The sequence below is a fragment of the Actinophytocola sp. genome, from assembly GCF_050699935.1.
In the GTDB taxonomy this organism is placed as follows: Bacteria; Actinomycetota; Actinomycetes; order Mycobacteriales; family Pseudonocardiaceae; genus Actinophytocola.
In genome coordinates this window covers 1-22,441 of record NZ_JBOHGB010000121.1, presented here as the reverse complement: position 1 = coordinate 22,441, position 22,441 = coordinate 1, and the positions used below count along the sequence as shown (strand labels likewise).

Sequence of the window (22,441 nt, the reverse complement as noted above, 5' to 3'; positions counted from 1 at the left end):
GCTCGGCCCGGCTCAGCGCGGCAGGGCCGACAGGCCGGCCGACAGGCCGCGCAGCGACGCGCCGACCGCGGCGGCGACGGTGATCTCGAAGACCTCGTCCTCGGTGTGGCCCGCCGCGGTGAGCCGCTCGAGGTCGGCGTCCGCCAGGCGGTCCGGGGTGTCGCGGACGGTCGCCGCGTAGGTTCGCCACGGCTCGGCGAGCGGTCCGCCGGCCCCCGCTGCGGCACGGAGCGCGGTGGGGGTCGTACCGGGTGAGTCGAACACCGCGTACCGCAGGTTCTCGACCAGGTCGCCCCGGTCGCGGCGGCCGACGAGGAAGCCGGGCAGCCGGTAGCCGGAGCGGTGCAGCGCGCGGGTGCCGCGGTGCAGCTGGCCCTCGCGCAGCTCGAAGCCGAACGCGAGGCCGACGCGGTTCACGATGTTCCAGACCAGGTTGACCCGCAACGCGTCGCGGACCGCGCGCTCGGGCAGGTCCACGCGCTCGACCCGGTCCGGCGTCCGGGACACCGTGTCGAGGAAGTCCCGTACGGTCAGCAGTTCGGGCCGCGCGCCGGCGGGGTCGTCCGCGTCGAGCGAGCCCTCGGACGCGATGCGGGTGAGCTCGGTGTGCGCCTCGATGCAGAACCGGAGGCGGTACAGCCGCGCGGTGCGGGCGGCAAGGTACTCGCGCTCGCCGGCGGTCCAGTACGACGGGCCGCGCATCGCGTCGACGGTCAGGTCGATCATGGGCCCGCCGAAGAACTCGGGACGGTACAACAACACCACGACGACGTCCGGCATGTCCACTCCGGACAGACGGCGGACGGTCGCGAGGAACAGCCGGGCTCGGCGCCGGTGCCCGTGGTCGAGCACGTCGAGTCTCATGCGGTGTCCAATGCCATCAGGCGGCCGGCGAGGAAGCGCCGGTCGGCGGGTGTGGTGGCCAGCTCGTGCGCGCGCCGGTAGGCGGCGGCCGCCTCGTCGGCGCGACCCAGCCGGCGCAGCAGGTCCGCGCGGGTGGCGTGCAGGAGGTGGTAGCGCTCGATGCCCTCGATCCGGTCTACGAGCGCGAGCCCGGCCGCGGGCCCGTCGGCCATCGCCACGGCGACCGCGTGGTTGAGCGCCACGACCGGCGACGGCGTCACGGCGAGCAGCTCCGCGTACAGGGCGGCGATCGCCGGCCAGTCGGTCGCCTCGGTGCTCGGTGCCCGCGCGTGGAGCGCGGCGATGGTGGCCTGCAGCCGGTAGGGACCCGGCGTGCCGTGCCGCAGCGCACGGTCGAGCAGCCGCACGCCCTCGGCGATCTCGGCGCGGTCCCAGCGGCCGCGGTCCTGGTCGGCGAGGAGCACGACGTCGCCGGTGGCGGTGTGCCGGGCGGCGCTGCGCGAGTCGTGCAGCAGCATCAGCGCGACGAGACCGAGCGCCTCCGGCTCGTCGGGCATGAGGCTGGCGATCAGCTTGCCCAGCCGGATCGCCTCCTGCCGCAGCCCGGCGCTGTCGTGCTCGGCGGTGTAGCCCTGGGTGAAGATCAGGTAGACGACCGCGAGCACGCCGGCCAGCCGCTCGGGCAGCAGGTGGTCGGCGGGCACGTCGAGGCTGATCCGGGCGTCACGGATCTTGCGCTTGGCGCGTACCAGCCGCTGCGCGAGCGTCGGTTCGGCGACGAGGAACGCGCGGGCGATCTGCCCGGCGGTCAGCCCGACGACGGCCTGCAGCGTGAGGGCGACCCGCGCCTCCATGGCCAGGGCGGGGTGGCAGCAGATGAAGATCAGGCTCAGCCGCTCGTCCCCCACACCGGCGAGGCGGCTCGCCCCGAGATCATCGGTCACTGTCGTCTCCGCTGTCGAGCCCGGTGTCGCCTCCTTCTCGCGCGCCAGCCGCGCGCGGCGCAACCGGTCGATGGCCCGGTTGCGGGCGACGGTGAGCAACCACCCGACGGGGTCGTCGGGGACCGTGTCCGACCAGCGTCGCAGCGCCGTCGCGCAGGCGTCCTGGAGGGCGTCCTCGGCCAGTTCGAAGTCGCCGAGCGCGCGCACGAGCGCGGCGAGCATCCGCGCCCGGTGCTCGCGGTAGACCCGCTCGACCGGATCGACCCGCCGGGGCGCGGTCATTCGCGGGCGACCGCCGGGACCACGGACGGCGTGTGGTCGACGCCCGGCACGGTGGCCAGCGGCCGCACCTCGATGGCGCCCAGCTCCGCGAACGGGCAGCTCGCGGCCAGCTCGAGCACCTCGTCGAGGGTGTCGCAGTCGAGGATGTAGTAGCCGCCCAGGTGCTCGTGCGTCTCGGCGAACGGTCCGTCGGTGATGAGCGTCCGGCCGTCCTTGACCTGGACGGTCGTCGCGGTGCTCTCCGGCTGGAGCGGGTCGGCGGCCACGAGCACCCCGCGCCGCCGACACTCCGCGGCGAACGCGTTGATCCGTGCCACCGCCTCCTCGAACCCCGGCTCACCTGGCCCGGGCGGCTCACAGTTGTAGATCAGCATCATGTACCGCATCGAATACCTCCTCGAAGAGGACGACGAACGGCCGGCCCGGAACTCGACAGCTCACTTCCTACCGGATGGGCCGCCTATTCGCCGCGCCGCAAGCCTGGCCGAACGCCGGCAGCTCGGCGAGCCTTCTCTCGATCGCGTCGGCCTCGGCGGCGCCGATCCGTCGGTAGATCCACGCAGCGCGGCACAAGTAGGGCGTTGCCCGCACGACCTCGCCCAGCTCGACGCAACAGCGGGCGATGCCTTCGAAGCCTCGCGCCTTCTCCAGCTGGCTGCGCACCTGGTGTGCCAGCCGAATGGCCGATCGATGCTGGTCCCGCGCCCGTCGCGGCTCGCCGAACTCCAGCAGGAGCTTACCGTTGTTGTTGAGGGTCTCGGCCTGACCGAGCCGGTGGTTGGTGTCCTCGTAGATCCGCAGCGCCCGCGCGTGCATGGTGTCGGCCGCGGTGAAGTCGCCGGTGCCACCGACGGCCGAGGCCAGCTCGTTGAGGGCGTCGGCCTCCCCGACCCGGCTCCCGACACTCCCGTACAGCTCGAGTGCCTGTTGCTGGCTCTGGATGGCCTGCGCGGTGTGGCCCATCGCCCGGTGCGCCGACCCCAGCCCCACGAGTGCGAACGCCTTGCCGAAGTTGCCGCCGACCTCCTGGAAGATCCCCAGCGCGCGGGTGTGTGCCTCGATCGCCTGTGCGAACCGGCCGACGACGCGGAGCACCACGCCGAGCTCGTTGAGCGCGTACGCCTCGGCCAGCCGGTAGTCGAGGCTGCGGAAGATCTCCAACGCCTGGGTCTGCGACTCGATCGCCCCACGCAGGTCGCCGATCACGAGCTGGGCCACACCCATGAAGCTGAGGGTGTTCGCCGTCCGCTTGCGCAGCTCCGGAAGGTTCAGGTCGTGGTAGATCGCCAGCGCCTCGGAGTGCGCCGCCACCGACCCCGCGAAGTCTCCGCCGGACTTTCGCTCCTCCCCGAGTCGGTTGAGCGAGTAAGCGCGGCTTAGCGGCTCCTCACCCTGCTGGTCGGCCGAGTCCTCGGACTGCTCGAGCAGGATCGCCTGATACCAGGGGCCGACGACCCACAACAGGGAGGTCAGCGCGTCCTCCAACGCCCTGAGCCGGTGCCCCTGGCGGGCGGCGTACTCCACGCAGGCCACCAGGTTCGCGCGTTCGGTGTGCATCCAGGCGATGGCCTCGGCATGCGTTGAGAACTCGCGCATGACCTTTCCGGGCTGTGGAGCGGACAGCTCGTCCGCGAGGATCTTCCCGTAGATGTGGTTCTCCGCCAGCTGCGCGGTTCTCTGGTAGTGGTCGAAGAGCCGCCGGACGACACGGTCCGGGCCGAGATCGGCGTCGCCGGTGATCCGGCGCGTGTACTCGCGGATCAGGTCGTGCAGACGGTAGCGGCCGGGCGCGGGCTCGTCGAGCAGGTGGTCGTTGTAGAGCGCATCAAGGTACTCCCGCGCCTCGGTGAGCCGGATGTCGGCGAGGGCCGCGGCGCCGTAGGCGTCCAGCTCGGGTCCGGGATGCATGCCCAGGCAGCGGAAGAACCGCCGCTCGTTGGCCGGCAGGTCGCGACAGGACAGATCGAACGCCGCGGCCACCGCCACGTCCTCGGCGCGAATCTCGAACAGCCTGTCTCGTGTGGAGTTCAGGTCGGCGGCGAGGTCCGCGACCGTCCACGAGCGACGGTGCCGAAGCCGCCCGGCCACCAGTGAGATCGCCAGTGGGAGGTAGCCGCAGAGCCGGACGATGTCCGCGATGTGCTCGCCGTCCGCGGCCGTGACCGTACGCCCGGAGAGCCGGACGAACAGCGCGACCGCCTCGTCCGGCGGCAGGGTGTCCAGCGGCAGCGTCAGAGCGGTGTCCAGAGCGGTGAGCCGCCGCCGGCTGGTGACCAGTACCAGGCAGCCCGGGGTCGAGGGCAACAGCGGCTCGACCTGCTGGTGCCCGGCGGCGTCGTCCAGGATCAGCAAAAACCGCCGGCCCGCGATGTGGTCACGCCACATGGCGGCTCGCGCGTCGAGCTCAGCCGGGATGCTCTGCGTGGCGACGCCGGCCGCGGACAGCAGCGAGGCGAGAACCTCCGCCGGATCGGCCGGCGGCTCACCGTGGGTGTGCGCGTGCAGCCGCAGGAACAGCCGACCGTCCGGGAACTGGTCCGCCAGCAGGTGCGCGACGTGGATCGCGAGCGTGGTCTTGCCGACCCCGGCCATGCCGTCGATGGCGTGGATCGCGACGACCCGCCCCGCCTCGGTCACCTCCGCCGCCGACCGCAGCAGGCTGGCCAGTTCCTCTTCCCGGCCGGTGAACGCGGTGGTGTCCCGTGGCAGCGTTTGTGTCATCTCGACACGGGCCATGGCGGCTTCGCGCCGCCCTCGCCTCGACTGCCGGCCCGGCTTGGCGGCCGGGCCCGGCGTGGGACTCGGGGTCGGGCGCTCGGCGAGTGTCCCGTCCGCAGTGATCGGCCGGTCGGGCAGGCAGATCCACGCCGATGCGCTCGTCTCCTTGACCTCCACCCAGACCGGGCGGTACGTCGCCGGCCTGCTGGCCACGTTGTGCCGGACGACCTCGTCGAAGAACCAGGCCGACGCGATGACCGCCAGCACCCCGAGGCTCTCCGCGAGCGCGGTCTTGAGCGCGGGTGCGTCGAGCAGGCGAAACGCCAGGGTGAGGGCGGCACCGGTCACCCCGTGCGCGTCGTGGCGGATCTCCCCGGCGTGCAGCGCCATGCGCAGCTTGATCTGTTCCTCCGGCGCCCGGCCGTCGTTGTGGTGGTGAATGGCCGCCACGAGCCGCTGCGGGAACGAGTCGACGAACATCGCCTTCGGCACGTCGGCGGGGGCCAGCAACAGCACGCCGTCGCCGCGGTCCTCCTGGTAGCAGTCCGAAATGCCGATCTCGCCCAGCGCCCGCCACAGGGCCGAGTACATGCCCTCGCGCACCGTGACCTGATGCTCGTTCGTCCGGCGGCGGTCGCCAAAGCCCGCTACGTCGAAAACGATCACCGTACGGTGCAGCGCCGGTTGCATTCGACTTCGCCCCGAACCAAGGTCGACGTGACACGGGCCGTTCCAGGATGCTTGATCACGGGGTCGCGCGGCAAACACCCGAGTGTCCGATCCGGGTGGCTCGACCGGCGTCGTCTCAGATACCGGGCAGAGACGCGACCGATGTCCGGCACCGCTATGCTCTCGCCGCGATCAACGGGGGAACTCCGCGCCGCGCTGGTCAGCACGCGTTCAACTCGCCGGTCATCACCACCACCTCAGTTAAACGTTGCCGAGAGCCCATGAGCGACCTTGACATCGGACCGGTCCGCGACGAGCCGGACCTGGATGCCCTGACCAACGATTTGGGACACGGGCCGCTTTTCCGTGACCGGTTCCAAAGACAGAAGTCGGGCAAGGGCCAGCTGCTGTTCGCCCGGCGGGACGACTCCGTGGTCGGGGTCGTCTACCTCTGGCTCGAACCGGCGGAGGAAAAGGAGATCCGCGACGCGTTGCCACGCGTGCCTCTCCTGATGCATCTGGAGATCCGCGAGGACGAGCGTGGGCAGGGCTACGGCACCGCATTGATCGAGGCGGCCGAGGAATGGCTGAAGGAGGAATGGGGCTGCACGAAGGTCGCGCTGGCGGTGGAGGTCGGCAACGAGAACGCCAAGAAGCTCTACGAACGCCTCGGCTACAAGGAATGGGCACCCTCCTACGTGTGGGAGCACCCATACGTCATGTGCCGGCGATTCGTCGAGGCCGGGCAGCCGAATCCCGAGCCGGAGTACGAGCAGTGCAACATCCTGATCAGGAGTCTGGTCGAGGACGACGCATGACGGTTGACGCGTGCGTGAGTCCGAGCGAGGCGAGCACCTTCTCGGGGTCGAACCGCGATCCGTACTCGCGGCCCAAGTCGATCACGCACCTCGCCTGGACGTAGTCGCTCCAAGCAGTCCTGTCCGACCGCCACGCGGTGAGGAACCGAACACACAGCTCCGGCTCGATCAACAGGCACTGACCTCGTGCCGCCTTCAGCGATGAGAGCATCCTCGACCGCCGGCTCGGGTCGTCACAACTTCGCCGGACCATGCTCACCACGTCGGTGATGAAGTCGGCCCGCCGCTCCAGCGCCCGCCGCCAGAAGCCGACGTCGGCGTCCGCCGCCGACCTTCCGTTGTCGAGCAGCCAGAACAGCCCTTCGGCAAGGCAGTCACCGAGCTCTTCCGTCCGGGCTCGGCGGTTGTCGGCGTACGGGTCGTAGGCTCCCTGGAAAGCGGTTCCCACGGAGGTGATCGGCAGCAACGCACCGTCGTCGCCGACCAGGAAGAACCAGTCTTCGTTGTAGATCTTCGGGAAGAACGACGTCATCGCTCGCACGCCGACCGCGAGCGCGCCGCCACCGACGAACATGTCCTGCGCGCCGCCGGCCTCCCGGTAGGCATGGCACACGACGGAGTGGTCCGGATTGCCCTCGAGGCACAGGCCCACCGCGGCATGGGAGTCGGTCAGGCCCGCCGCCACGCGCAGGTCCTCGGGATCGGGGATGCGGATGTCGTCGTCGAGGAACACGACGCGCTGCCAGCCGATCGCCTGCGAGAGCAGCAAGCCCAGGTTCCGCTTGAAGCTGGTGTCCGCCCGGACCTCGAACCTCGTGCCCGACAACAGAGTCGACGTCTCGAACCGCGGGAAGATGTCACCGCCGATCTTGCCGACGTCGACGGCGATGAGCTCGATGTTCCGGTCCCGCGCGACCGCCGTCACGGCGTCCGCCGAGGATCGCTTGCTACAGAGGACGACCAGGGCGCTGCCCAACGCCGCGGCGAGTTCCATGGCATGGTCCACGGCGGGAGCGGGGCGCGCGTTGGGCACGATGATCGCGTCCACGTCTGTGGCACACCCGTCCGCCGCGGGTGCCATGCTCAGCAACTCACGGTGTGAACCATGGTGATGTCGAGACCGCGTCGTCATGTTGTGCCCACCGGCCACTCACGTAGTACGTCCTCCGGACTCCTCCAGTCTGGCGTCACGACGTCGCCGAGCACCACCTTCGCTCGGCCGAAGATCCGTCCGAGGCGCCCTAGTCGGTATGGAGTGACCGCTTGGTTGTGAGTGGTTGCGGGCCGGGGCCTCGCTCACGCAGATTCGTGGGTTGCCGGGCAGGGGCCGCCTGCTCGGCCTATCCGACATACGTGGGAGGCCCCGGTGTTTACCGAGCGTAGGAGTGTGGGTCTGGATGTGCACGCACGATCGGTGGCGGCAGCCGCGATCGATGGCGTCACTGGCGAGTTGATTCAGACGAGGCTGACCCCGTCAGATGACCATATTCGGTCCTGGGTCGGGGGTCTGGCTGGGCCGGTGGCGGTGGCTTACGAGGCTGGCCCGACCGGGTTCGGGTTGGCCCGGGTGTTGAGGGCGGCGGGGATCCGGTGTGTGGTGGCCGCGCCGTCGAAGTTGCAGCGGCCCTCGAGTGATCGGGTTAAGACCGACGCCAAGGACGCCGTTCATCTGGCGCGGTTGCTGCGGTTGGACGAGGTCACACCGGTGGTGGTGCCGACGGTCGAGCAGGAGGCGGCACGTGATCTGGTGCGGGCTCGAGAAGACTGCCGTGGTGATTTGATGCGGGTCCGGCATCGGCTGTCGAAGCTGTTGCTGCGCCACGGCATCGTCTACTCGGATGGGCAGGCCTGGACCGGTGTCCACGACGCCTGGTTACGTCGTCAGCGGTTCCCCAGCCCAGCGGTGCAGATGGCGTTCGAGTCGGACTACGACGCAGTGCTCACGGTCAAAGCGCGCCGGGATCGGCTCGACGTGGCGATCACGGCCATGGCCGCCGACAGCGAGTTCACCCCGCTCGTGCGGCGGCTGGGCTGCCTGCGTGGCGTATCGACCCTGACCGGGTTCGCCCTGGCCGTCGAGATCGGCGACTGGCACCGGTTCACCGGCAAGACCATCGGCTCGTTCGTCGCCCTGGTGCCCAGCGAGCATTCCTCGGGAACGTCGCGGGTCCAGGGCTCGATCACCAAGACCGGCAACACCCACGTCCGTCGGCTACCGATCGAGGCCGCCTGGCACCACCACCCCCGCTACGTGGCCGGCAAGACCATGCGCGACCGGTGGGCACTAGCCACACCAGCGACCCGCGCCCGCGCCCGCGGCGACGCCGGCAACCAGCGACTGCACGACCGCTGGATCACCTTCAACCTCCGCCGCAATCGCCACGTCGTCGCCAACGCCACGTCATCGCCCGCGAACTCGCCGGCTGGTGCTGGTCACTGGCCATCCTGGACTAGCAACGCCCCCAGATCCCGGCTTCGTCGACCACACGCCCGGGGTAGCGCGCGTGAAGCGACCCGCGACGCAATAATGAGCCGCACCACCCACAACAGACGATGAACGTGCGACGCTCGCCCCTAGACACGCGGCCAGCTCCCGCCGAACAACCCGTCCTGCGGTACCCAACCCGCACACATCAGTCTGACCGCGCGTCGCCAACGACACACTCACCCCAGCCCCGACCGACGAAGCCACGAGGCGCCCGCCCCGAGCAATCAGGACGGGCGCCACACCCTGCCTCTTGACAAACCAGCACTACATATCAGTTGCGGGGCCGGGTGCGTGGGGTGAACCGGACGGGGAGGCTGGCCGGGCAACGAGACCACGGTGAGGGCAGCCACTGCACCTCGTCCGGGGGGATCGCCAGCGACACATCGGGCAGCTGGTGCAGGGCGGTGTCCACGGCGATGCGGGTGATCATCCGGGCCGGTCGCTGCGCGGGGCACGCGTGTGGGCCGGCGCTCCAGGCCAGGTGCGCGCGGTTGCCGATCTCGAGCCACGGGTCGTCGGTGTGGACCCGTTGATCCGCGTTCGCGGCGGCCATGCCGAGGATGAGGGCGTCTCCGCGCTGCACCTGATGGCCGGCCAGCTCGCAGTCGACCAGCGCGTACCGGGCCGGCATGTTGGGCATCGGCGGGTCCCGCCACAGCACCTCGTCCAGCGCGTCGTCGAGGCCGAGCCGGCCGCCGCGCAGCCGGCCGGCGAACCGGGCGTCCGACAGCATCATCCGCAGCGTGTGCGCGATCCAGTTCGTGACCGCCTCGTAGCCGGCGCCCATCATCAGCACCGTCGCCTCCGCGACCTCGGCGTCGCCCCGCAGGTTCGAGTGCCGCATGAACAGCGAGGTGAGGTCGTCGGACGACACGGTGCGGCGCGCGTTCATCGTGTCGCCCAGGATGCGCTCCACCTCCTTGCCCGCCGCGGCCTGCGCCTCGGACTCCGCGCCGAACATCGCGATCAGCGCCACGCGCAACGCGGCCTGATGGTCCTGGTTGACGCCGAAGAGGCCGGCGACGGTCATGATCGACACGACGGCGGCGTACTCGCCGATCAGGTCAGCCGTGCCGCGGTCGGCGAAGCTGTTGATCTGGTCGGCACACGTGGCGCGGACGAACCGGGCCAGCCGGTGCTCGTCGAGGCTCGAGATCGCGTCGTCCAGCGGTGAGCGCAGCCGGCGGTGCTGGTCACCGTCGGCGAAGTACGCGCTCGCGCGCGGGAACATCATGGCGCCGAGTCCGGAGTCGGGCGCCACGATGCCCTCCTGGAGCAGCCGCCAGTTCGCGGAGTCACAGGAGAAGAACTGCTCGTTGCGCACGACCTGGCAGAGCTCGTGGTGCCCCATGACGAGCCAGGCGTGCACGCCCGGCTCGAGCTCGACGGGCGCGACCCCGCCCCAGCTGTCCTGCAGTTCGCGATAGGCGGCCTGCGGGTCCGCGCATCCCGTGGTGGCCGACAACGGCATCAGGCCGGTCAGCTCCATGAGCCGGCGACGATCGGTGGTTGGCATCAGTTGAGTGCCTTCGACGATGTGGAGGAACGGAGTGCGTGTTCGACGAGTGTGATCAGCGCGCCCGCCGAGGAGTCCCTGCCGCGGGCGTCGCACCAGACGATCGGCGTGTCCGGCAGCAGGTCCAGCGCGTCGCGCAGTTGCTCGGTCCGGTACTGCGGGGCACCGGGGAACTGGTTGATCGCCACGGCGAACGGCATCGAGGTACGCAGCTCGAGCTGGTCGAGCACCTCGAAGCTGTCCTCCAGCCGGCGGGTGTCGACGAGGACCAGCACGCCGACCGCGCCGTCGGCCAGTCCCTCCCACAGGTCCCAGAAGCGCCGCTGCCCGGGCGTGCCGAACAGGTACAGCACGATCTCGGGACTGACCGTGATGCGCCCGAAGTCCAGTGCGACGGTGGTCGTGGTCTTGCCGTCCAGGCCGGCGAGTGAGTCGACGCCGACGCTGGCGGTGGTCATCGTCTCCTCGGTGCGCAGCGGCGCGATCTCGCTGACCGACCCGATCAGCGTGGTCTTGCCGACACCGAACGCGCCGACGACGAGGATCTTGACCGACTGCGCCACCGTGGGCGAGACGTACCGCTCCGGTGTGGTCGGCTCAGAGCTTGCGGAGGCCATTGAGAACCTTCTCCAGGAGATCGCGATCGGGCCGCTCGAAACTGGGTATGGCGGAACGAATCGACAGGTGACCGGAGTCGACCAAGTCCGACGCGATCACCACCACGAGGCTGACGGGCAGCCGCAGGTGCGCGGCCGCCTCGGCGAGGGACAGCACGCCGCTGCACATGTCGAGCAACGCCGCCTGCTGCCGGGTCGCGGAGACCGGCGGCGGCAGGTCGGTGTCGACGACCAGCAGCGTCTCCGGCCGGATCGTGTTGCGTGACGGATGGGCCCGGCCGGCGGTCATCACATAGGACCGAACGGGGTGGTCCCGGAAGTCGTCACCGTGGTTGTCGCCGTGGTTGTCGTGGTTGTCGCGGTGGCCGCGTTGTTCGTCGCTCCGCTCGTCGCGGTACTCGGTCACGGCTCAACCGCTGCGGGTCGGAGTCGACAACGTCCGCTCGCCGATCACCAGGACCTGCGCCTGCATCTGCTGGGCGACCAGCGCGGGGTCGATCACCGACTCGGTGACCACGGCGAGCCGCGAGCCGTCACCCGCGCCGCGGACGAACAGGAACCCGCCGTCGAACTCGACCATCACCTGCCGGGGGACGGAACCGACGCCGAACTCCTTGCTGATCCCGTGCCCCAACGAGGACAGGCCCGCGCACGCGGCGGCGAGCTTGTCTGCGACGTCGGCCGGAGTGTGCTCGGTGCGTACCTTGAGCAGGCCGTCCGAGCTCAGCACGACGACATGTCGCACCCCCCGCACCGTCCTGATCAACTCCAGCATCCAGCTGTTGTCGCTGGACTGGACCGTCATCGCTGTTCCTCCCCATGGTCGTCGGCGTAGCTCACACGGTCGTGGTGGTCGGACGGGTCCGGCTGGCGTGCGGTGGCGAGGAACGCGCCCATCCACTCACCGGCCTGCTCGGCGGTCTGCTGCGGCCCGGGCTCCTGCCCCGGCCAGTCCACAGTGGACACCCGGGTCTCGCCGCGCCGGGACCGGCGGCGCGGAAGTGCGGGCAACTCACCGGAGTTCGGCGCGGTCACCGGATCGTCGGCGATCTGCTCCGGCCGCACGGGGTCCGGCAGAGGATCCGACAGGGGGTCGGATAGCGGGTCGGGCATGGACTCGGCGATCGGCTCTGGCATGGGCTCGGGGTCCGGCAGCGTCTCCGGGCGCCGCTCGGGCAGGGGCACGGGCAGGGACACCGGCTCGGGCTCCGGCAGGGGCTCCGGCAGGGGCTCCGGGCGTCGCCGGGGGGCGCTCTGCCGTTCGGAGCGCCGGGTCAGGACGTGGCCACCCGCGGAGACGAGCCCGCCCGGCGCGACCGGCTCGGTCAGCTCGGCGGGCACGAGGACGATCGCGCGCAGCCCGCCGTAGACCGACTCCGTGAGGTCCACGCGGAAGCCGTGCCGGCGCACGTAGGCACCCACGACCGCCAGGCCCGTCTGCGGGATCTCGCCGAGGTCGGACAGGGAGACCGGCCGGCGGCCGGACGCGATCTCGCGGATCTGCTCCAGCCGGCTGTCGTCGAGCCCGACCCCGCCGTCGTCGATCTCGATGACCGCGCCGCGCTGGACGTGCCGCAGCGACACCAGCACCTGCGTGGTGGGCGGCGAGGACTGCGTCGCGTTGGCGAGCAGCTCGGCGATCACGTGGATCAGCGGCTCGACCGCCCGCGCGGTGACCGCCACACCCGGGTCACCGGACACCTCGACCCGCTGGTACGCGGTGATCCGGCCGGCCGCGCCGCGCACGACGTCGGCGAGCGGGAGTGCCTGGTGCCACTGCTGCCCCGGCGCCTCGCCGCACAGCGTGGCGAGGCTCTGGGCGTTGCGGGCCTGCTGCGCGGCGGCGTGGTCGACGCGCATGCTCGTGTGCAGGACGTCCGGGTCGGTGGGGTGGCGCTGCACCATCCGCGCCGCCTCCTCCTGGATGCGGTGGGCGGAGGCCTGGACCTTGCGGCCCAGCGACACGACCGCGGCCTGGACCGCGTCGCGCCCGGCGCGCTTGTCGTCGCGGTACCGGCCGAGCTGGGCGACGGCCCGGCCGAGGAGGTTCGAGGTGGCGTCGTCGCCACCCGCGTCGGGCAGCGGGGGCGGTGTCGCGCCGTTGTTGACGGCCGGCAGCTGGTGGTCCACCAGGTTCTCGAGCGCGGCGCGGCGCGTCTCGGCGAGTGCGGCCAGGTCCTGGTTCTCACCGTCGAGGTGGTGTAACTCGTCGAGCTGCTCGCGGTCGGACTGCGTCGTCAGGAGGAGACCGGTGATCACCAGGGCGATCGCGGCGACGCCGAGCACGATCCACAGCACGACCCAGAGCGTGCCGTCGGGCGTGTTGCGCAGGAAGAACGGCGATGCGAGGACGTAGCCGGTGACCGCACCGACGCATATCCACGGGCCCGCGTGCCGCTGCCTAGGCGACACGGGCGATGAAGATGTCATGATCACCTGTTGCCAAGATCAGGAGGGGACTGGACAGACGGTGCTGCCGGAGACAGGGGATGGTTCGTCGACGCCGTCCGCGGCTCACCCGCGCGGAAGGTCAACGTTCCTCCTCCCGGAGCAGACACCCCCATCAGCGCGGCATCGCTCCCATCACCGTGTGCACTTCTCCGACCGCAGCGAGAGATGAGGTTATCGGAAGGGTCAAGCGGCTCGTAAGCGCAGTCATGTCTACCGCGTCGCCGCCGGTCAGCCCCTTCGACCGGCCGCCGCAACGCTGGCAGACGGTCCGGTCGCGGCCGTACACCCACAGCTCGCGGCCCGGCGGGGGTCGCCGCCTACCAGTACCTGATCTTCACATTCGGTCCCAGCCGCTCAAGACCGGTGTAGTCGTCTCCGCGGGTCAGTCTCAGCTCCACCTTCAGGTCAGCCAGCGGACTCAGATCCACGCTTCCTTCCGGGTTGAAGACGTACAGCGACCTGAGGGTCGGAAGTCGATTGAGCGGGCGAAGGTCAACGCTGGAGTTCTGCACGATCAGTTTCTTCAACGGCAGCGTCGTCACCGGTCCCAGGTCGAAGTTCTCGAAGGCGCTGATGTTCAGAGACGTCGCGCGCGGAAACCTCTCGGACGCGATCGACAGGTCGCCTTCGTCGACTGGGGCGAACAGGGTGAGGGAGGTGACTCGCTCAAGCGTGGGGAGGTATGCCAAGGCGCGGTTCGTGTAGTGATCCAGCACAAGATCCCGTAGCGCGGGCAGGTCTGCGATCGGAGCGAGACTGGACGCGTCGGCCCTGCCCAGGGCCAGCCACGCCAACCCCGCGGTGTGGGCCAGGAATTCGAGGTTGGTGAACGACCGCTTCTGATGAAGGTTGAGCGAGGTCAATGCCCCAAGCGCCGCGAGGGTACGCAGCCGGGTGTATCGGCCTGCCCCGTACAGCCAGACCTGCCGAAGGCGTCGGTGTTCTCGCAAGGGTGTGAGGTCGACATCGTGCGGCCCGCATGACAGGGAAAGCTGTGTGAGGGCCGGCACGCCGTCCAGCATCCGTAGGTCTCGGATCTCCGAGTCGGAACCGACCAGGCCGACAGACAACGAGGTCAGGGCACGTAGGCGGGAGACGTAGGGCAGCAGTCGGCGGGACCGCACCTCGAACTCGCCGTGGCGAAGGGGCGAGTCGACGAGTACCTCGTCTGCGAACCGCTCGGGGTCGAAGTAAAGCCACGCGCGTTCCAGCTCGCGCTGCACGGCGTTGCGCGGGTCCTGGGCGTATGTCGCGAGCAGCCGTAGGGCGTCGGTGCTTCCGGTCAGCGCGGCGGCGCGGACCGTCGCCGCCGCCTTGGCCTCGGACAGCTCGTCGAGGCGCCCGGGCAGGTAGCGCAGCACGCGGTGTCCGACCGCGGCCAGCGAATCCGTTTCGCGGAGGTTGCGTGGGGGAACCAGACGCTGTTCGATCATGACGTCGACGCGGGCGTGCACGGCGGGATCGATGTCCCGCACGGTCTCCAGACAGGCGGCGGCCAACAGCCGCAGCTGCCGAGCGTGGACTTGTTCCCGCTCCGCGCGGTCGACGATGCCGGTGAGCAGCTGGCCCGCCTGCCGTGCCGTGGCATGGCCGGCGGCCATCACGATCGTCTCCCACCAGGTGTCCAGGTGCGCGTGGCTGACCAGAGTGTCCACGTGGTGTTGCTGGATGGCCTCGTCGGCGGCCAGATACTCCTGGAAGGTGCGATGCACGAAGTCGACCCGGCCGGGCACCGGGGCGCGCAGCACGCCGCTGCGTTCCAGCAGGTGCACGAGCAGCGCCTCGGGCTCAGCGTCCACATTGGGCATTCCGGATAGCTTGCGGGTCAGGTGCTCCAGCGCATCAGCGCGAGGTAGCTCGATCCGGTTGGCCAGGGTGAGCCGCCAGGCCAGGTCGCGCAGCAGCACCCGCTTCTCCGCGTCGCCGAGCGGGCTGTCGATGCCACGTTCGGCGTCACGCAGATGCAGCAACATCGCCAGCGCCTTGGCGTAGAGATCCATCCGATCCCGCGGCAGCTCCGAGCGATGCGCGAGGTTCAGCGCGCAGAGCATCGCGCACAACAGCGGGCTGGTCGCGAGCTCACGGAGATGCGGACGCTCCAACTGACCACGCAACCGCCGATGCGCCGCGGGTACGTCGACACTCACGCCCGCCGCCTCCGCGGCCTGGTGCCAGCGTTCGACGAAGGCGACGACGTTGCTCGGGCTCATCGGCTCCAGCAGCACCGAGCTGAACCGCTCCTCGGCGAGCCATCGGTGATCGGCGGCCGCGGTGCGCGAGGTGACCACGACCCCGATCCTCGGGAAGCTGCGCACCAGTTCGCGCAACCACGTCCTGACCGCGCGTCGCCGGCGTGCCGGCACCTCGTCGACGCCGTCGACCAGCACGAGTGCCGTCCCCGCGCGCAGCTGTCGGTGCACCCAGCCGTTCGGCATGATCCCCGCGATCGTCTTGGCCGCGTGCGCGACATAGTCCTCAGGCGGGGGCAACTCCCCGACGGCGAAGCTGCGCAACCGGATTGGAAACGGCACGCAGCCGTTCCAGCTTTTCAGCGCGCCACCGAGTTCGCCCCTTGCCGCACGCACGGCCAGCCAGTTCAGCAGCGTGGTCTTGCCCGAACCCGCGTCGCCGCGCAGCAACGTGCGGCGTGTGTCGCCGATGGCGGCCTCCACCGAGACCCCCTCGGCCTGCCGCGGTGCCTCAAGCCGGTTGAACCAGTCCTCGAACCGGGGACGACCCGGACCTCGCGCCCCACGGCCGGCCTCATTGGCCACGCTCAAGCTCAGGTACGCCACGGTAAGTGCCAGCGTGGGCTGCTCGACGGTGGGCATGCCGAGCAACTCCAGTCGGTCCAGTTTGGACGCCAGGTGACGCAGGTACTCGGTGCGGAAGTCCGCGTCGTGATCCGTGCCGTGCGGCGCGTGCAGGCTCGTCACCGGAGTCCGCGCGAGCAGCGCGCCCAGCTGGTCGGACTGCGCGGACAGCCGACCGAGCACCTCGACCAGCGCGGCGGGTTGGAACGTCGGGAGGTGGCGGATCACCTGCACGAGGTGCCGACAGGCCTGGTCGAGACCAAGGTCGTACAGCGCGCCCGCCCGTTCGGACAGCGAAACGTGCCGGGCACGCTCGGGGAACCGCGCGCGCAGTCGCCGGGCCAACTCCTCCGGATCGGCGTCGGCAGTCAGCAGCGCCTCGTCAGAGAGATCCGCCTCGCGCAGCACGTCGACCACAGCAACGATCGCCGCGCTCACCTCGTTGTCCGGCAACGAGCCGAAGCGTTGCCCGAGCACCGGCGCCAACTGCTCGGCCACCTGATGCCCGATCCGCTCGACGAGGTTCTCCAGCTTTCGACGCTGTAACGGGCTCTTCAACTCGACTTCGGCCAGCTCAGCCAGGCTCGCCGTCCGCTCGAACCGCGCCCGCCGCCGCTGCAGCCACGACCTCGCGCCGTGGGAGGCGACCGCCCCACCCAGCTTCAGGGCCGCGCTCTCCACCCCAGTGATGGTGCCCTCCTCATCGTCGCGCGAACGTGCCGCAGGGACGGATGATCCACGCGCCCGCGTCGAGTCGCGCTTTGAACACCATATGACGCCCTCGCGGTGAGGTCGGCGGCCTAAGCTGGGAACGTGCCAGAGGGCGACACCGTCTACGCCACGGCCCGCCGGCTGACCGAGGCGCTCGGTGGCGCCACCCTTGTCAAGGGCGAGCTACGACATCCCCGGCTCGCCACTGTCGACCTGGCCGGCCGCACGTTCCTGCGAGCGATCTCCATCGGCAAGCACCTATTCCTCCGGTTCGATGACGAGCTGAGCCTGCACTGCCACCTCGGCATGGATGGCTCGTGGCGCGTCTACAACCGCCGCCCGCCGGTCAACCACCGGGTCAGGGCCGTGCTCGCGACCCAGCAGCGGTACGCACTCGGCGAGTCGTTGGTCGAGATGGCCCTCGTACCCACCGCCGACGAAAAGCGGCTGGTGCGCCACCTCGGCCCCGACCTGCTGGCCCCGGACTGGTCGGATGCCCACCACGCGGAGGCCGTGCGGCGCCTGACCGCCGACCCCGATCGGGAGCTGGGTGAGGCCCTGCTCGACCAGCGCCTGCTGGCAGGTATCGGCAACGTGTACAAGGCGGAGTTGTGCTTCCTGCTCGGCGTGTCACCGTGGTCCCCGGTGTCGGCTGTGGACCCGGACAAGGCGGTGACCGCCGCACGGAAGCTGTTGCTGCGTAACGCTTTACGCCCGGTCCGCAACACCACTGGCGACCCCCGGCGGGGCCGTGCGACGTGGGTGTACGGCCGGCAGCGCACCGGTTGCCTGCGCTGCGGCGGACGGGTATCGGTGGCCAACCAGGGAGCCGCGCCCCGCGAGCGGGTGACCTACTACTGTCCGCAGTGCCAGCCCGGGCCGACGGATCGTGGTTGACCGCTCGCGGACAGGGTCACCTCTTGGTCAGCTTCGCGGTCACCGCGACATCTCCCGGCTCCGATTCCCGCTCGTAGGAGAAGTCAAGACCGGTGCCAGTACGAACCAGCGTGACCGTTCCCCGCTCAACACACGGATGGCGTGGTTGCTCCTGGATCCGCTCGGTCAACACGAGCCGGTCCGATGTGGCCTCGACCAGCGTGAGCGAGCCGGTGCAGTCCAGCCCGGGATAGCCGATGTCGCCGACCTCCGCGCGGACGGAACCTTCCCGCAGCGTGATCTCCACCCAGTAGGTCTTGTCGCTCGTCGGCTGGTCGGCCGGTGCTGACGACCGCCAGCTACCCAGGAACGCCTCGCCGATCGCGTTCTTCCCGACCGGCTTCGTCGTGTCGTCGAACCGGACGTTGTCGCGCAGATAGTCGGCGAGCACTTGTCCGGTCGCCGCGTGTCCTTTCTGGTTCGGGTGAAAGGAGCGGAGGGTATAGGTCTTCTCGCCCTCGTGGTTGCCCAGCGTCACGCCGTTGAGCCACGGGTCGTCGGTACACCGACCGTGTCGGTCGGCCGAGTCGTCGCCGGACTCGTACGGGTTCCTCGCGATGTCGAGGAAGTGGAAGGTGACCTGCCGATCCCGATGCCGGGCGTTCGCCGCCTCGACCGCGTCGGCGATCCGCTGGTTGAGGTAGGCGCCGACGTCGCGGAGCATCGGAACGTCGGCGCCGAGAATGCCGGAGCATATGCCGGTGGTGTACCGGCGGGTACGGCTCCAGCGCTGGTATTCCTCGATCAGGTTGGGGTAGCCGGCGACGATCACATCGCCACCGGGCGCGACGTTGTCCGCGACGAGATCGAACAGGGTCGGTACGGTCACCCAGCCCGCGTACTCGCCGCTGTCGATGCGCCGCTTGCCGACCAGCATGTCGACCCGGTGGCGCAGTTGGTCCTCGTTCTCGACGCAGCCATCCTTGAAGGATGTCCAGGATTTCACGCGCAGTCCGAGGCATCCCTTGATCACCTCGGAGAACTTGATGTTGTTGCCGCCGAAGCTGAAGGTGACCAGGTCCCATCGGTCCGGGCTGCCCTCTCGGGTCCGAGCCTCGTGAATCTGCCAGGGCGCCTCGTCCGTGATCGCGCCGGTGCACGCGACGAAGTCCGGCTTGCGCAGGCCGAGATCGTCGCCGGCGAGCTTGTGTGCCTCCGGGGCCCACGCGATCGCGGACGTGTCCTCGCCGGTAGCGCGCCGGCAGTCTCGGCCCAGCGTCGGGCTGTAGGTCGCCGGTGTCTCCTTGATGCCCTCGCCAGAGGAGTAGGAGTCGCCGAGCGCGAGCCACGTCCGCTCCTGCTGCCGCTCCTGCGCGGCGACCGATGCTCTGGCCGAGACCGGGGACAGCAGGCCGGTCAGCAGCGCCAGTCCCGCGAGGGCAGCCACGGTGCGGATCACCGGATCGCCTCCAGCGAATCGAGCCGCCGCTGAACCAAGGTGACGGCGTCGGGAAGCGGTGCCACCCGCTCGTACGTCGGCTGCTCGCCCTTCACGCACGCGGTGAGCGTGACCCCCAACGAAGCCCGCTCATCACCGAGCAAATCGCGCAACACCTCGTCGGGAACTCCCTCGATGACGAGCACCAGCTGGTCAGGCGGTGCGTCCCGATCCAAGGTCGCGCCGACCTGCCGGCACCGGTCGGCGGCGGGACGGTCACCGAGCCCAGCCGCCGCACGGTGCATGGTCAAGGCCGGCGCCCCCTCACCTGCGAGGTAGTCGAGCGTCTGGCGCGCCAACTCGGCGTCGGGCTCGGCGGGCTCTCCCGGATCGCCCGTAGGACGGCCGGGGGGTGTCTGCCCGGCCGGCGCCGGCTCACCCTCCTCACCACCGTCCACCACGAAGAACACGACCGCCGCCGCGGCCACGACCACCGCAAGCCCCACAACGCCAACGATCAGCCGGCGCCGACCCCCTCGCTCCTCACGCATGGCGCCAGACTAAGGGATCTTGTCGCTTGTGGTCAGTCGCGACTCGCTCGGATCGGTGTCACCATCGGGCACCGCCCCCACCCGATCGGCCGTTGTTCCGCGCACGCCGCCAACTTAGGCTCCAGCCAGCTGACCGCCAAGCGGAGGGCACGGCCATGACCAGGGACCTCGGCATCGACGCGGCCGGCAACCGGGCCGGTGACGCCGTGGCCCGGGTGCCCGGGGTCGGCCGGTGGCTCGGCGGCATCGTCGTCGCGGGCACGAGCCTCGTCGCCGCGGTCGTCGCGAGCGTCACCGGCCTCGCCACCCGCAACGTGCCCGCCGCGCTCGCCGGCGGGGTGATCATGGTGCTGGGCAAGGTGATCGCGCTCGTCCAGGCTGTGGTCGGGCTGCAGCGGCAGCGCGTACCGACCGCCGAGGAGGCCGCGCTGCTCACCGAGGTCTACCGCGGCTCGGTCGACCTGTCGGCGGTCCGGCTGGTGCCCGGGCGTGCGGGCGTGTTCGGCGTGAACCCCCGCCCGTTCACCCTGGGTGCGACGATCTACCTGAAGAGGAACACGCTGTCCGACCACGTGCTCGTGCACGAGTGCGCGCACGTGTGGCAGTACCAGCACCTGGGCAGCCGGTACGCCTTCGACGCGATCTGGGCACAGTGGACGGTCAAGCCGGACGCCTACGCGTGGGCCGACGAGCTCGAGCGGGGCCGGCGGCACTGGCGGGAGTTCAACCGGGAGGCGCAGGCGAAGTTCCTCGAGGACGTCGCCTGCCGCCACCGGGAGTTCTTCGCCGAGGAACCGGTGGCCGGCGGCGCACGGTTCGTCCACGACCGCGTCGACCACACCGACCTCGCCCGCGCCGCCGTCGCCCAGGTCCGCGCCGGGCGGCTCAGCTGAGGCGCAGGTGCAACATGTCGTCCGCCGCCTGGTAGCCGACGCGGGTGTACAGGCGCTGCTCCGCGACTCCCGCCGGGGTGAGGAACACCGTGCGCGCGCCGCGGTCGTGGACGGCGGCGGTCAGCCACACGGTGATCGCCGCGCCGACCCCGCGGCTGCGGTGGGCCGACCGTACCGCGATGCCCGCGACCTCGGCGGTTCCGTCGACGACGGGCTCGGCCACCCCACCGCCGACCGGCTCGCCGGTCGCGGCATCCCGGGCGTACACGGAGAAGCCGCCCTTCTCGAGCCAGGCCCGGGCACCCGCGACGTCGACCGGCGAGGTGTCGCCGAACGCCTCGTGCTGTGCCCCGACCATCCCCTTGAAGTCCACATCGGACTCCGGCACGACGAGCTCGACCCCTTCCGGCGCCGGTGGAGTGACCAGCGCACCGGGCGGGCAGAGCAGCACGGGGATCCGGCGCTCCACGACGTACCCGGCCGCGCGCAGCACCGGCTCGGCGTCCGGCGCGGTCGCCACGAGAAACTCCAGGCGCGGCACCAGGTCCCGGCTCCGGTAGGCGGCGGTGAGCGCGTCCACGTCGGACCGGGTGGGCCGGGCGCCGTCGTCGGGAATGGCGTAGTTGAGGTAGGGGTTGGCCGTATCCGGCGAGAAGGTCGCGAGGAACGGGCCGACCCGTTCGGTGGTACGGCCGGACGCCGCGGCACGGCGCATGTGTGACTGCAGGGCGGACACGCCGCCAGCATGGCACGGCACGCGCCGGCCGCCAACGGGATTTCGGCCGGCGCGCGCGTGCTCGGCTACCGGGTGCCGGCGGCCACGACCAGGACCGCGCGCACCTGGTCGATGATGTCGCGCAGGTTCCTCTCGAACACCGGGTCGGTCAGCTCGGTGGTGTTGCCGGGGCCGAACTCCAGCACCGGGGTGTGCAGGTGCCCACCGGGCAGGTCCGCGCCGACCGCGTCCCGAAGCAGCGTGGCCCGGTACGCGATCTCGTTGGACAGGTAGTCACCGCCGCCGCCCTGCCGGGCGACGGAGCCGGGCGTCGGGCCGTCCGGCCGGGTCACCGGCTCGGTCTGGCCGGCGGGGATCTCGACGACCGTGGTGTTGTCGAAGACGGGGAAGCGGCCGGTGTCCGCGGCGACGATCTGCTCGTAGGGCAGCGTCGTCGGCACGAACTCGGGCGCGGGCAGCACGGTGGGCACCCCGTCGGGGATCGGGATCACGCCGGTGCTGGAAACGTTGTCGTTGTCCGGGAAGCCGCCGCGCCAGCGCCCGTTGTAGCGCTCGACGTCGAACTGGCCGACCCGGCCCTGGCTGATCGTGGTGAACAGGTCGATCCGGTCGAGGTGCGGCAGGAACGTGCGCTCGACGACGCCCCGCGCGAACGGCCCCCACAACACTGGGAACATCGCGGTCTCGATCCGCGCGCGCCCGGCCGCGGTCTGGATGACCGTGCCGTCGAGGGCGAGCGCGGCCGCCCCGGACGGGTTGCTGCGCCGGATGTCCTGGTCGAGCTGGAACGGGTCGAACCCGCTGACGAGGATCCGCTTGGTGCCGCCCCGGTGGTCGATCGAGTCCTGGCCGCGGGAGGCGCGGTCGAGCATGCCGATCAGCTCCGCCCGCCGCTCGGCGTCGAGCTCGAAGGACGGGGTCCACTGCCGCAGGGCCTTCGTGTGCTGCAGGCGCGCCCAGTACAGCGGCCGGTCGTCCGCGGCCGGGAGGCTGCCGGCGGCGAGCCTGCCCTGTGCCCGCGCGACCGCGGCCGCCCAGAGCGCGCGGCCCTGGGTG

The 22,441-nt window shown here is 70.7% G+C and carries 19 protein-coding genes; 4 read left to right on the top strand and 15 right to left on the bottom strand.

What is annotated here, in order from left to right; all coding sequences use genetic code 11:
- Positions 1-12 precede the first annotated feature (12 nt).
- Genes ACRDTB_RS28765 through ACRDTB_RS28750 form a run of 4 tightly spaced genes read right to left on the bottom strand, consistent with a single transcriptional unit; the run spans position 13 to position 5,474 of the window.
- Positions 13-864 carry a hypothetical protein gene (locus tag ACRDTB_RS28765; RefSeq protein ID WP_431435301.1) on the bottom strand — a complete coding sequence of 284 codons (852 nt, stop codon included), beginning with the start codon at positions 862-864 and terminating at the stop codon, positions 13-15.
- Positions 861-2,090: an RNA polymerase sigma factor gene (locus ACRDTB_RS28760; RefSeq protein WP_431435299.1), complete on the bottom strand. Its 1,230-nt coding sequence runs from the start codon at positions 2,088-2,090 to the stop codon at positions 861-863. Before ACRDTB_RS28760 ends, ACRDTB_RS28765 begins: the two co-directional genes overlap by 4 nt.
- Positions 2,087-2,476 carry a YciI family protein gene (locus tag ACRDTB_RS28755; RefSeq protein WP_431435298.1) on the bottom strand — a complete coding sequence of 130 codons (390 nt, stop codon included), beginning with the start codon at positions 2,474-2,476 and terminating at the stop codon, positions 2,087-2,089. The genes ACRDTB_RS28760 and ACRDTB_RS28755 overlap by 4 nt, the downstream gene beginning before the upstream one ends.
- Before the next feature lie 58 nt (positions 2,477-2,534).
- Positions 2,535-5,474 carry an ATP-binding protein gene (locus ACRDTB_RS28750; protein WP_431435297.1) on the bottom strand — a complete coding sequence of 980 codons (2,940 nt, stop codon included), beginning with the start codon at positions 5,472-5,474 and terminating at the stop codon, positions 2,535-2,537.
- Between the two features lie 284 nt (positions 5,475-5,758).
- Here ACRDTB_RS28750 and ACRDTB_RS28745 point away from each other — a divergent pair, with 284 nt between their 5' ends.
- Positions 5,759-6,295: a GNAT family N-acetyltransferase gene (locus tag ACRDTB_RS28745; protein WP_431435296.1), complete on the top strand. Its 537-nt coding sequence runs from the start codon at positions 5,759-5,761 to the stop codon at positions 6,293-6,295.
- Here ACRDTB_RS28745 and ACRDTB_RS28740 read toward each other — a convergent pair.
- Positions 6,267-7,376 carry a hypothetical protein gene (locus tag ACRDTB_RS28740; RefSeq protein WP_431435295.1) on the bottom strand — a complete coding sequence of 370 codons (1,110 nt, stop codon included), beginning with the start codon at positions 7,374-7,376 and terminating at the stop codon, positions 6,267-6,269. The genes ACRDTB_RS28745 and ACRDTB_RS28740 overlap by 29 nt on opposite strands.
- A 192-nt stretch (positions 7,377-7,568) precedes the next feature.
- Between ACRDTB_RS28740 and ACRDTB_RS28735 the strand changes: the two genes are divergently transcribed.
- On the top strand, positions 7,569-8,852 hold the full coding sequence (locus tag ACRDTB_RS28735) for an IS110 family transposase (protein ID WP_431435294.1): 1,284 nt from the start codon (positions 7,569-7,571) through the stop codon (positions 8,850-8,852).
- Positions 8,853-9,054: 202 nt separating this feature from the next.
- On the opposite strand, the gene ACRDTB_RS28730 is transcribed toward ACRDTB_RS28735, so the two are convergent.
- From ACRDTB_RS28730 to ACRDTB_RS28705, 6 genes are all read right to left on the bottom strand, one after another.
- Positions 9,055-10,299: a cytochrome P450 gene (locus tag ACRDTB_RS28730; protein ID WP_431435293.1), complete on the bottom strand. Its 1,245-nt coding sequence runs from the start codon at positions 10,297-10,299 to the stop codon at positions 9,055-9,057.
- Entirely contained in the window at positions 10,299-10,916 is a 618-nt protein-coding gene (locus ACRDTB_RS28725) for a GTP-binding protein (protein ID WP_431435292.1), read from the bottom strand. Before ACRDTB_RS28725 ends, ACRDTB_RS28730 begins: the two co-directional genes overlap by 1 nt.
- Complete coding sequence (locus tag ACRDTB_RS28720; RefSeq protein ID WP_431435302.1) at positions 10,897-11,205, bottom strand: DUF742 domain-containing protein; 309 nt, start codon at positions 11,203-11,205, stop codon at positions 10,897-10,899. Before ACRDTB_RS28720 ends, ACRDTB_RS28725 begins: the two co-directional genes overlap by 20 nt.
- A 120-nt stretch (positions 11,206-11,325) precedes the next feature.
- A complete protein-coding gene (locus ACRDTB_RS28715; RefSeq protein ID WP_431435291.1) occupies positions 11,326-11,721 on the bottom strand; it encodes a roadblock/LC7 domain-containing protein in 396 nt (131 codons plus the stop codon).
- Positions 11,718-13,328, bottom strand: coding sequence for an ATP-binding protein (locus tag ACRDTB_RS28710; protein ID WP_431435290.1), 1,611 nt, complete (start codon positions 13,326-13,328; stop codon positions 11,718-11,720). The genes ACRDTB_RS28715 and ACRDTB_RS28710 overlap by 4 nt, the downstream gene beginning before the upstream one ends.
- 356 nt (positions 13,329-13,684) lie before the next feature.
- Complete coding sequence (locus ACRDTB_RS28705) at positions 13,685-16,861, bottom strand: NACHT domain-containing protein (protein ID WP_431435289.1); 3,177 nt, start codon at positions 16,859-16,861, stop codon at positions 13,685-13,687.
- 132 nt (positions 16,862-16,993) lie between these two features.
- Here ACRDTB_RS28705 and ACRDTB_RS28700 point away from each other — a divergent pair, with 132 nt between their 5' ends.
- Positions 16,994-17,788 carry a DNA-formamidopyrimidine glycosylase family protein gene (locus ACRDTB_RS28700; RefSeq protein WP_431435288.1) on the top strand — a complete coding sequence of 265 codons (795 nt, stop codon included), beginning with the start codon at positions 16,994-16,996 and terminating at the stop codon, positions 17,786-17,788.
- Between the two features lie 16 nt (positions 17,789-17,804).
- Here the strand turns inward: ACRDTB_RS28700 and ACRDTB_RS28695 are convergent, their stop codons facing one another.
- Both ACRDTB_RS28695 and ACRDTB_RS28690 read right to left on the bottom strand, forming a co-directional pair.
- The gene (locus ACRDTB_RS28695) at positions 17,805-19,226 is read right to left on the bottom strand and encodes a hypothetical protein (protein WP_431435287.1); all 1,422 of its coding nucleotides are present in this window, start codon (positions 19,224-19,226) and stop codon (positions 17,805-17,807) included.
- Positions 19,223-19,693, bottom strand: a complete 471-nt coding sequence (locus tag ACRDTB_RS28690; protein WP_431435286.1) for a hypothetical protein — start codon at positions 19,691-19,693, stop codon at positions 19,223-19,225. Before ACRDTB_RS28690 ends, ACRDTB_RS28695 begins: the two co-directional genes overlap by 4 nt.
- Before the next feature lie 218 nt (positions 19,694-19,911).
- On the opposite strand from ACRDTB_RS28690, the gene ACRDTB_RS28685 reads away from it, so the two are divergent.
- Entirely contained in the window at positions 19,912-20,649 is a 738-nt protein-coding gene (locus tag ACRDTB_RS28685) for a hypothetical protein (RefSeq protein WP_431435285.1), read from the top strand.
- Here the strand turns inward: ACRDTB_RS28685 and ACRDTB_RS28680 are convergent.
- Together ACRDTB_RS28680 and ACRDTB_RS28675 are read right to left on the bottom strand one after the other, a co-directional pair.
- Complete coding sequence (locus ACRDTB_RS28680) at positions 20,642-21,385, bottom strand: GNAT family N-acetyltransferase (RefSeq protein ID WP_431435283.1); 744 nt, start codon at positions 21,383-21,385, stop codon at positions 20,642-20,644. The genes ACRDTB_RS28685 and ACRDTB_RS28680 overlap by 8 nt on opposite strands.
- A gap of 65 nt (positions 21,386-21,450) precedes the next feature.
- Positions 21,451-22,441, bottom strand: a 991-nt coding sequence (locus tag ACRDTB_RS28675) for a pyroglutamyl peptidase (protein WP_431435282.1), incomplete at its 5' end; no start/stop codon positions are given.

Bases quoted from the DNA above. Each gene is read 5' to 3' on its own strand.
- ACRDTB_RS28765 (WP_431435301.1), bottom strand. From the start codon at position 864: ATGAGACTCGACGTGCTCGACCACGGGCACCGGCGCCGAGCCCGGCTG.
- ACRDTB_RS28760 (WP_431435299.1), bottom strand. From the start codon at position 2,090: ATGACCGCGCCCCGGCGGGTCGATCCGGTCGAGCGGGTCTACCGCGAG.
- ACRDTB_RS28755 (WP_431435298.1), bottom strand. From the start codon at position 2,476: ATGCGGTACATGATGCTGATCTACAACTGTGAGCCGCCCGGGCCAGGT.
- ACRDTB_RS28745 (WP_431435296.1), top strand. From the start codon at position 5,759: ATGAGCGACCTTGACATCGGACCGGTCCGCGACGAGCCGGACCTGGAT.
- ACRDTB_RS28740 (WP_431435295.1), bottom strand. From the start codon at position 7,376: ATGGCACCCGCGGCGGACGGGTGTGCCACAGACGTGGACGCGATCATC.
- ACRDTB_RS28730 (WP_431435293.1), bottom strand. From the start codon at position 10,299: ATGCCAACCACCGATCGTCGCCGGCTCATGGAGCTGACCGGCCTGATG.
- ACRDTB_RS28725 (WP_431435292.1), bottom strand. From the start codon at position 10,916: ATGGCCTCCGCAAGCTCTGAGCCGACCACACCGGAGCGGTACGTCTCG.
- ACRDTB_RS28720 (WP_431435302.1), bottom strand. From the start codon at position 11,205: ATGACCGCCGGCCGGGCCCATCCGTCACGCAACACGATCCGGCCGGAG.
- ACRDTB_RS28715 (WP_431435291.1), bottom strand. From the start codon at position 11,721: ATGACGGTCCAGTCCAGCGACAACAGCTGGATGCTGGAGTTGATCAGG.
- ACRDTB_RS28685 (WP_431435285.1), top strand. From the start codon at position 19,912: ATGACCAGGGACCTCGGCATCGACGCGGCCGGCAACCGGGCCGGTGAC.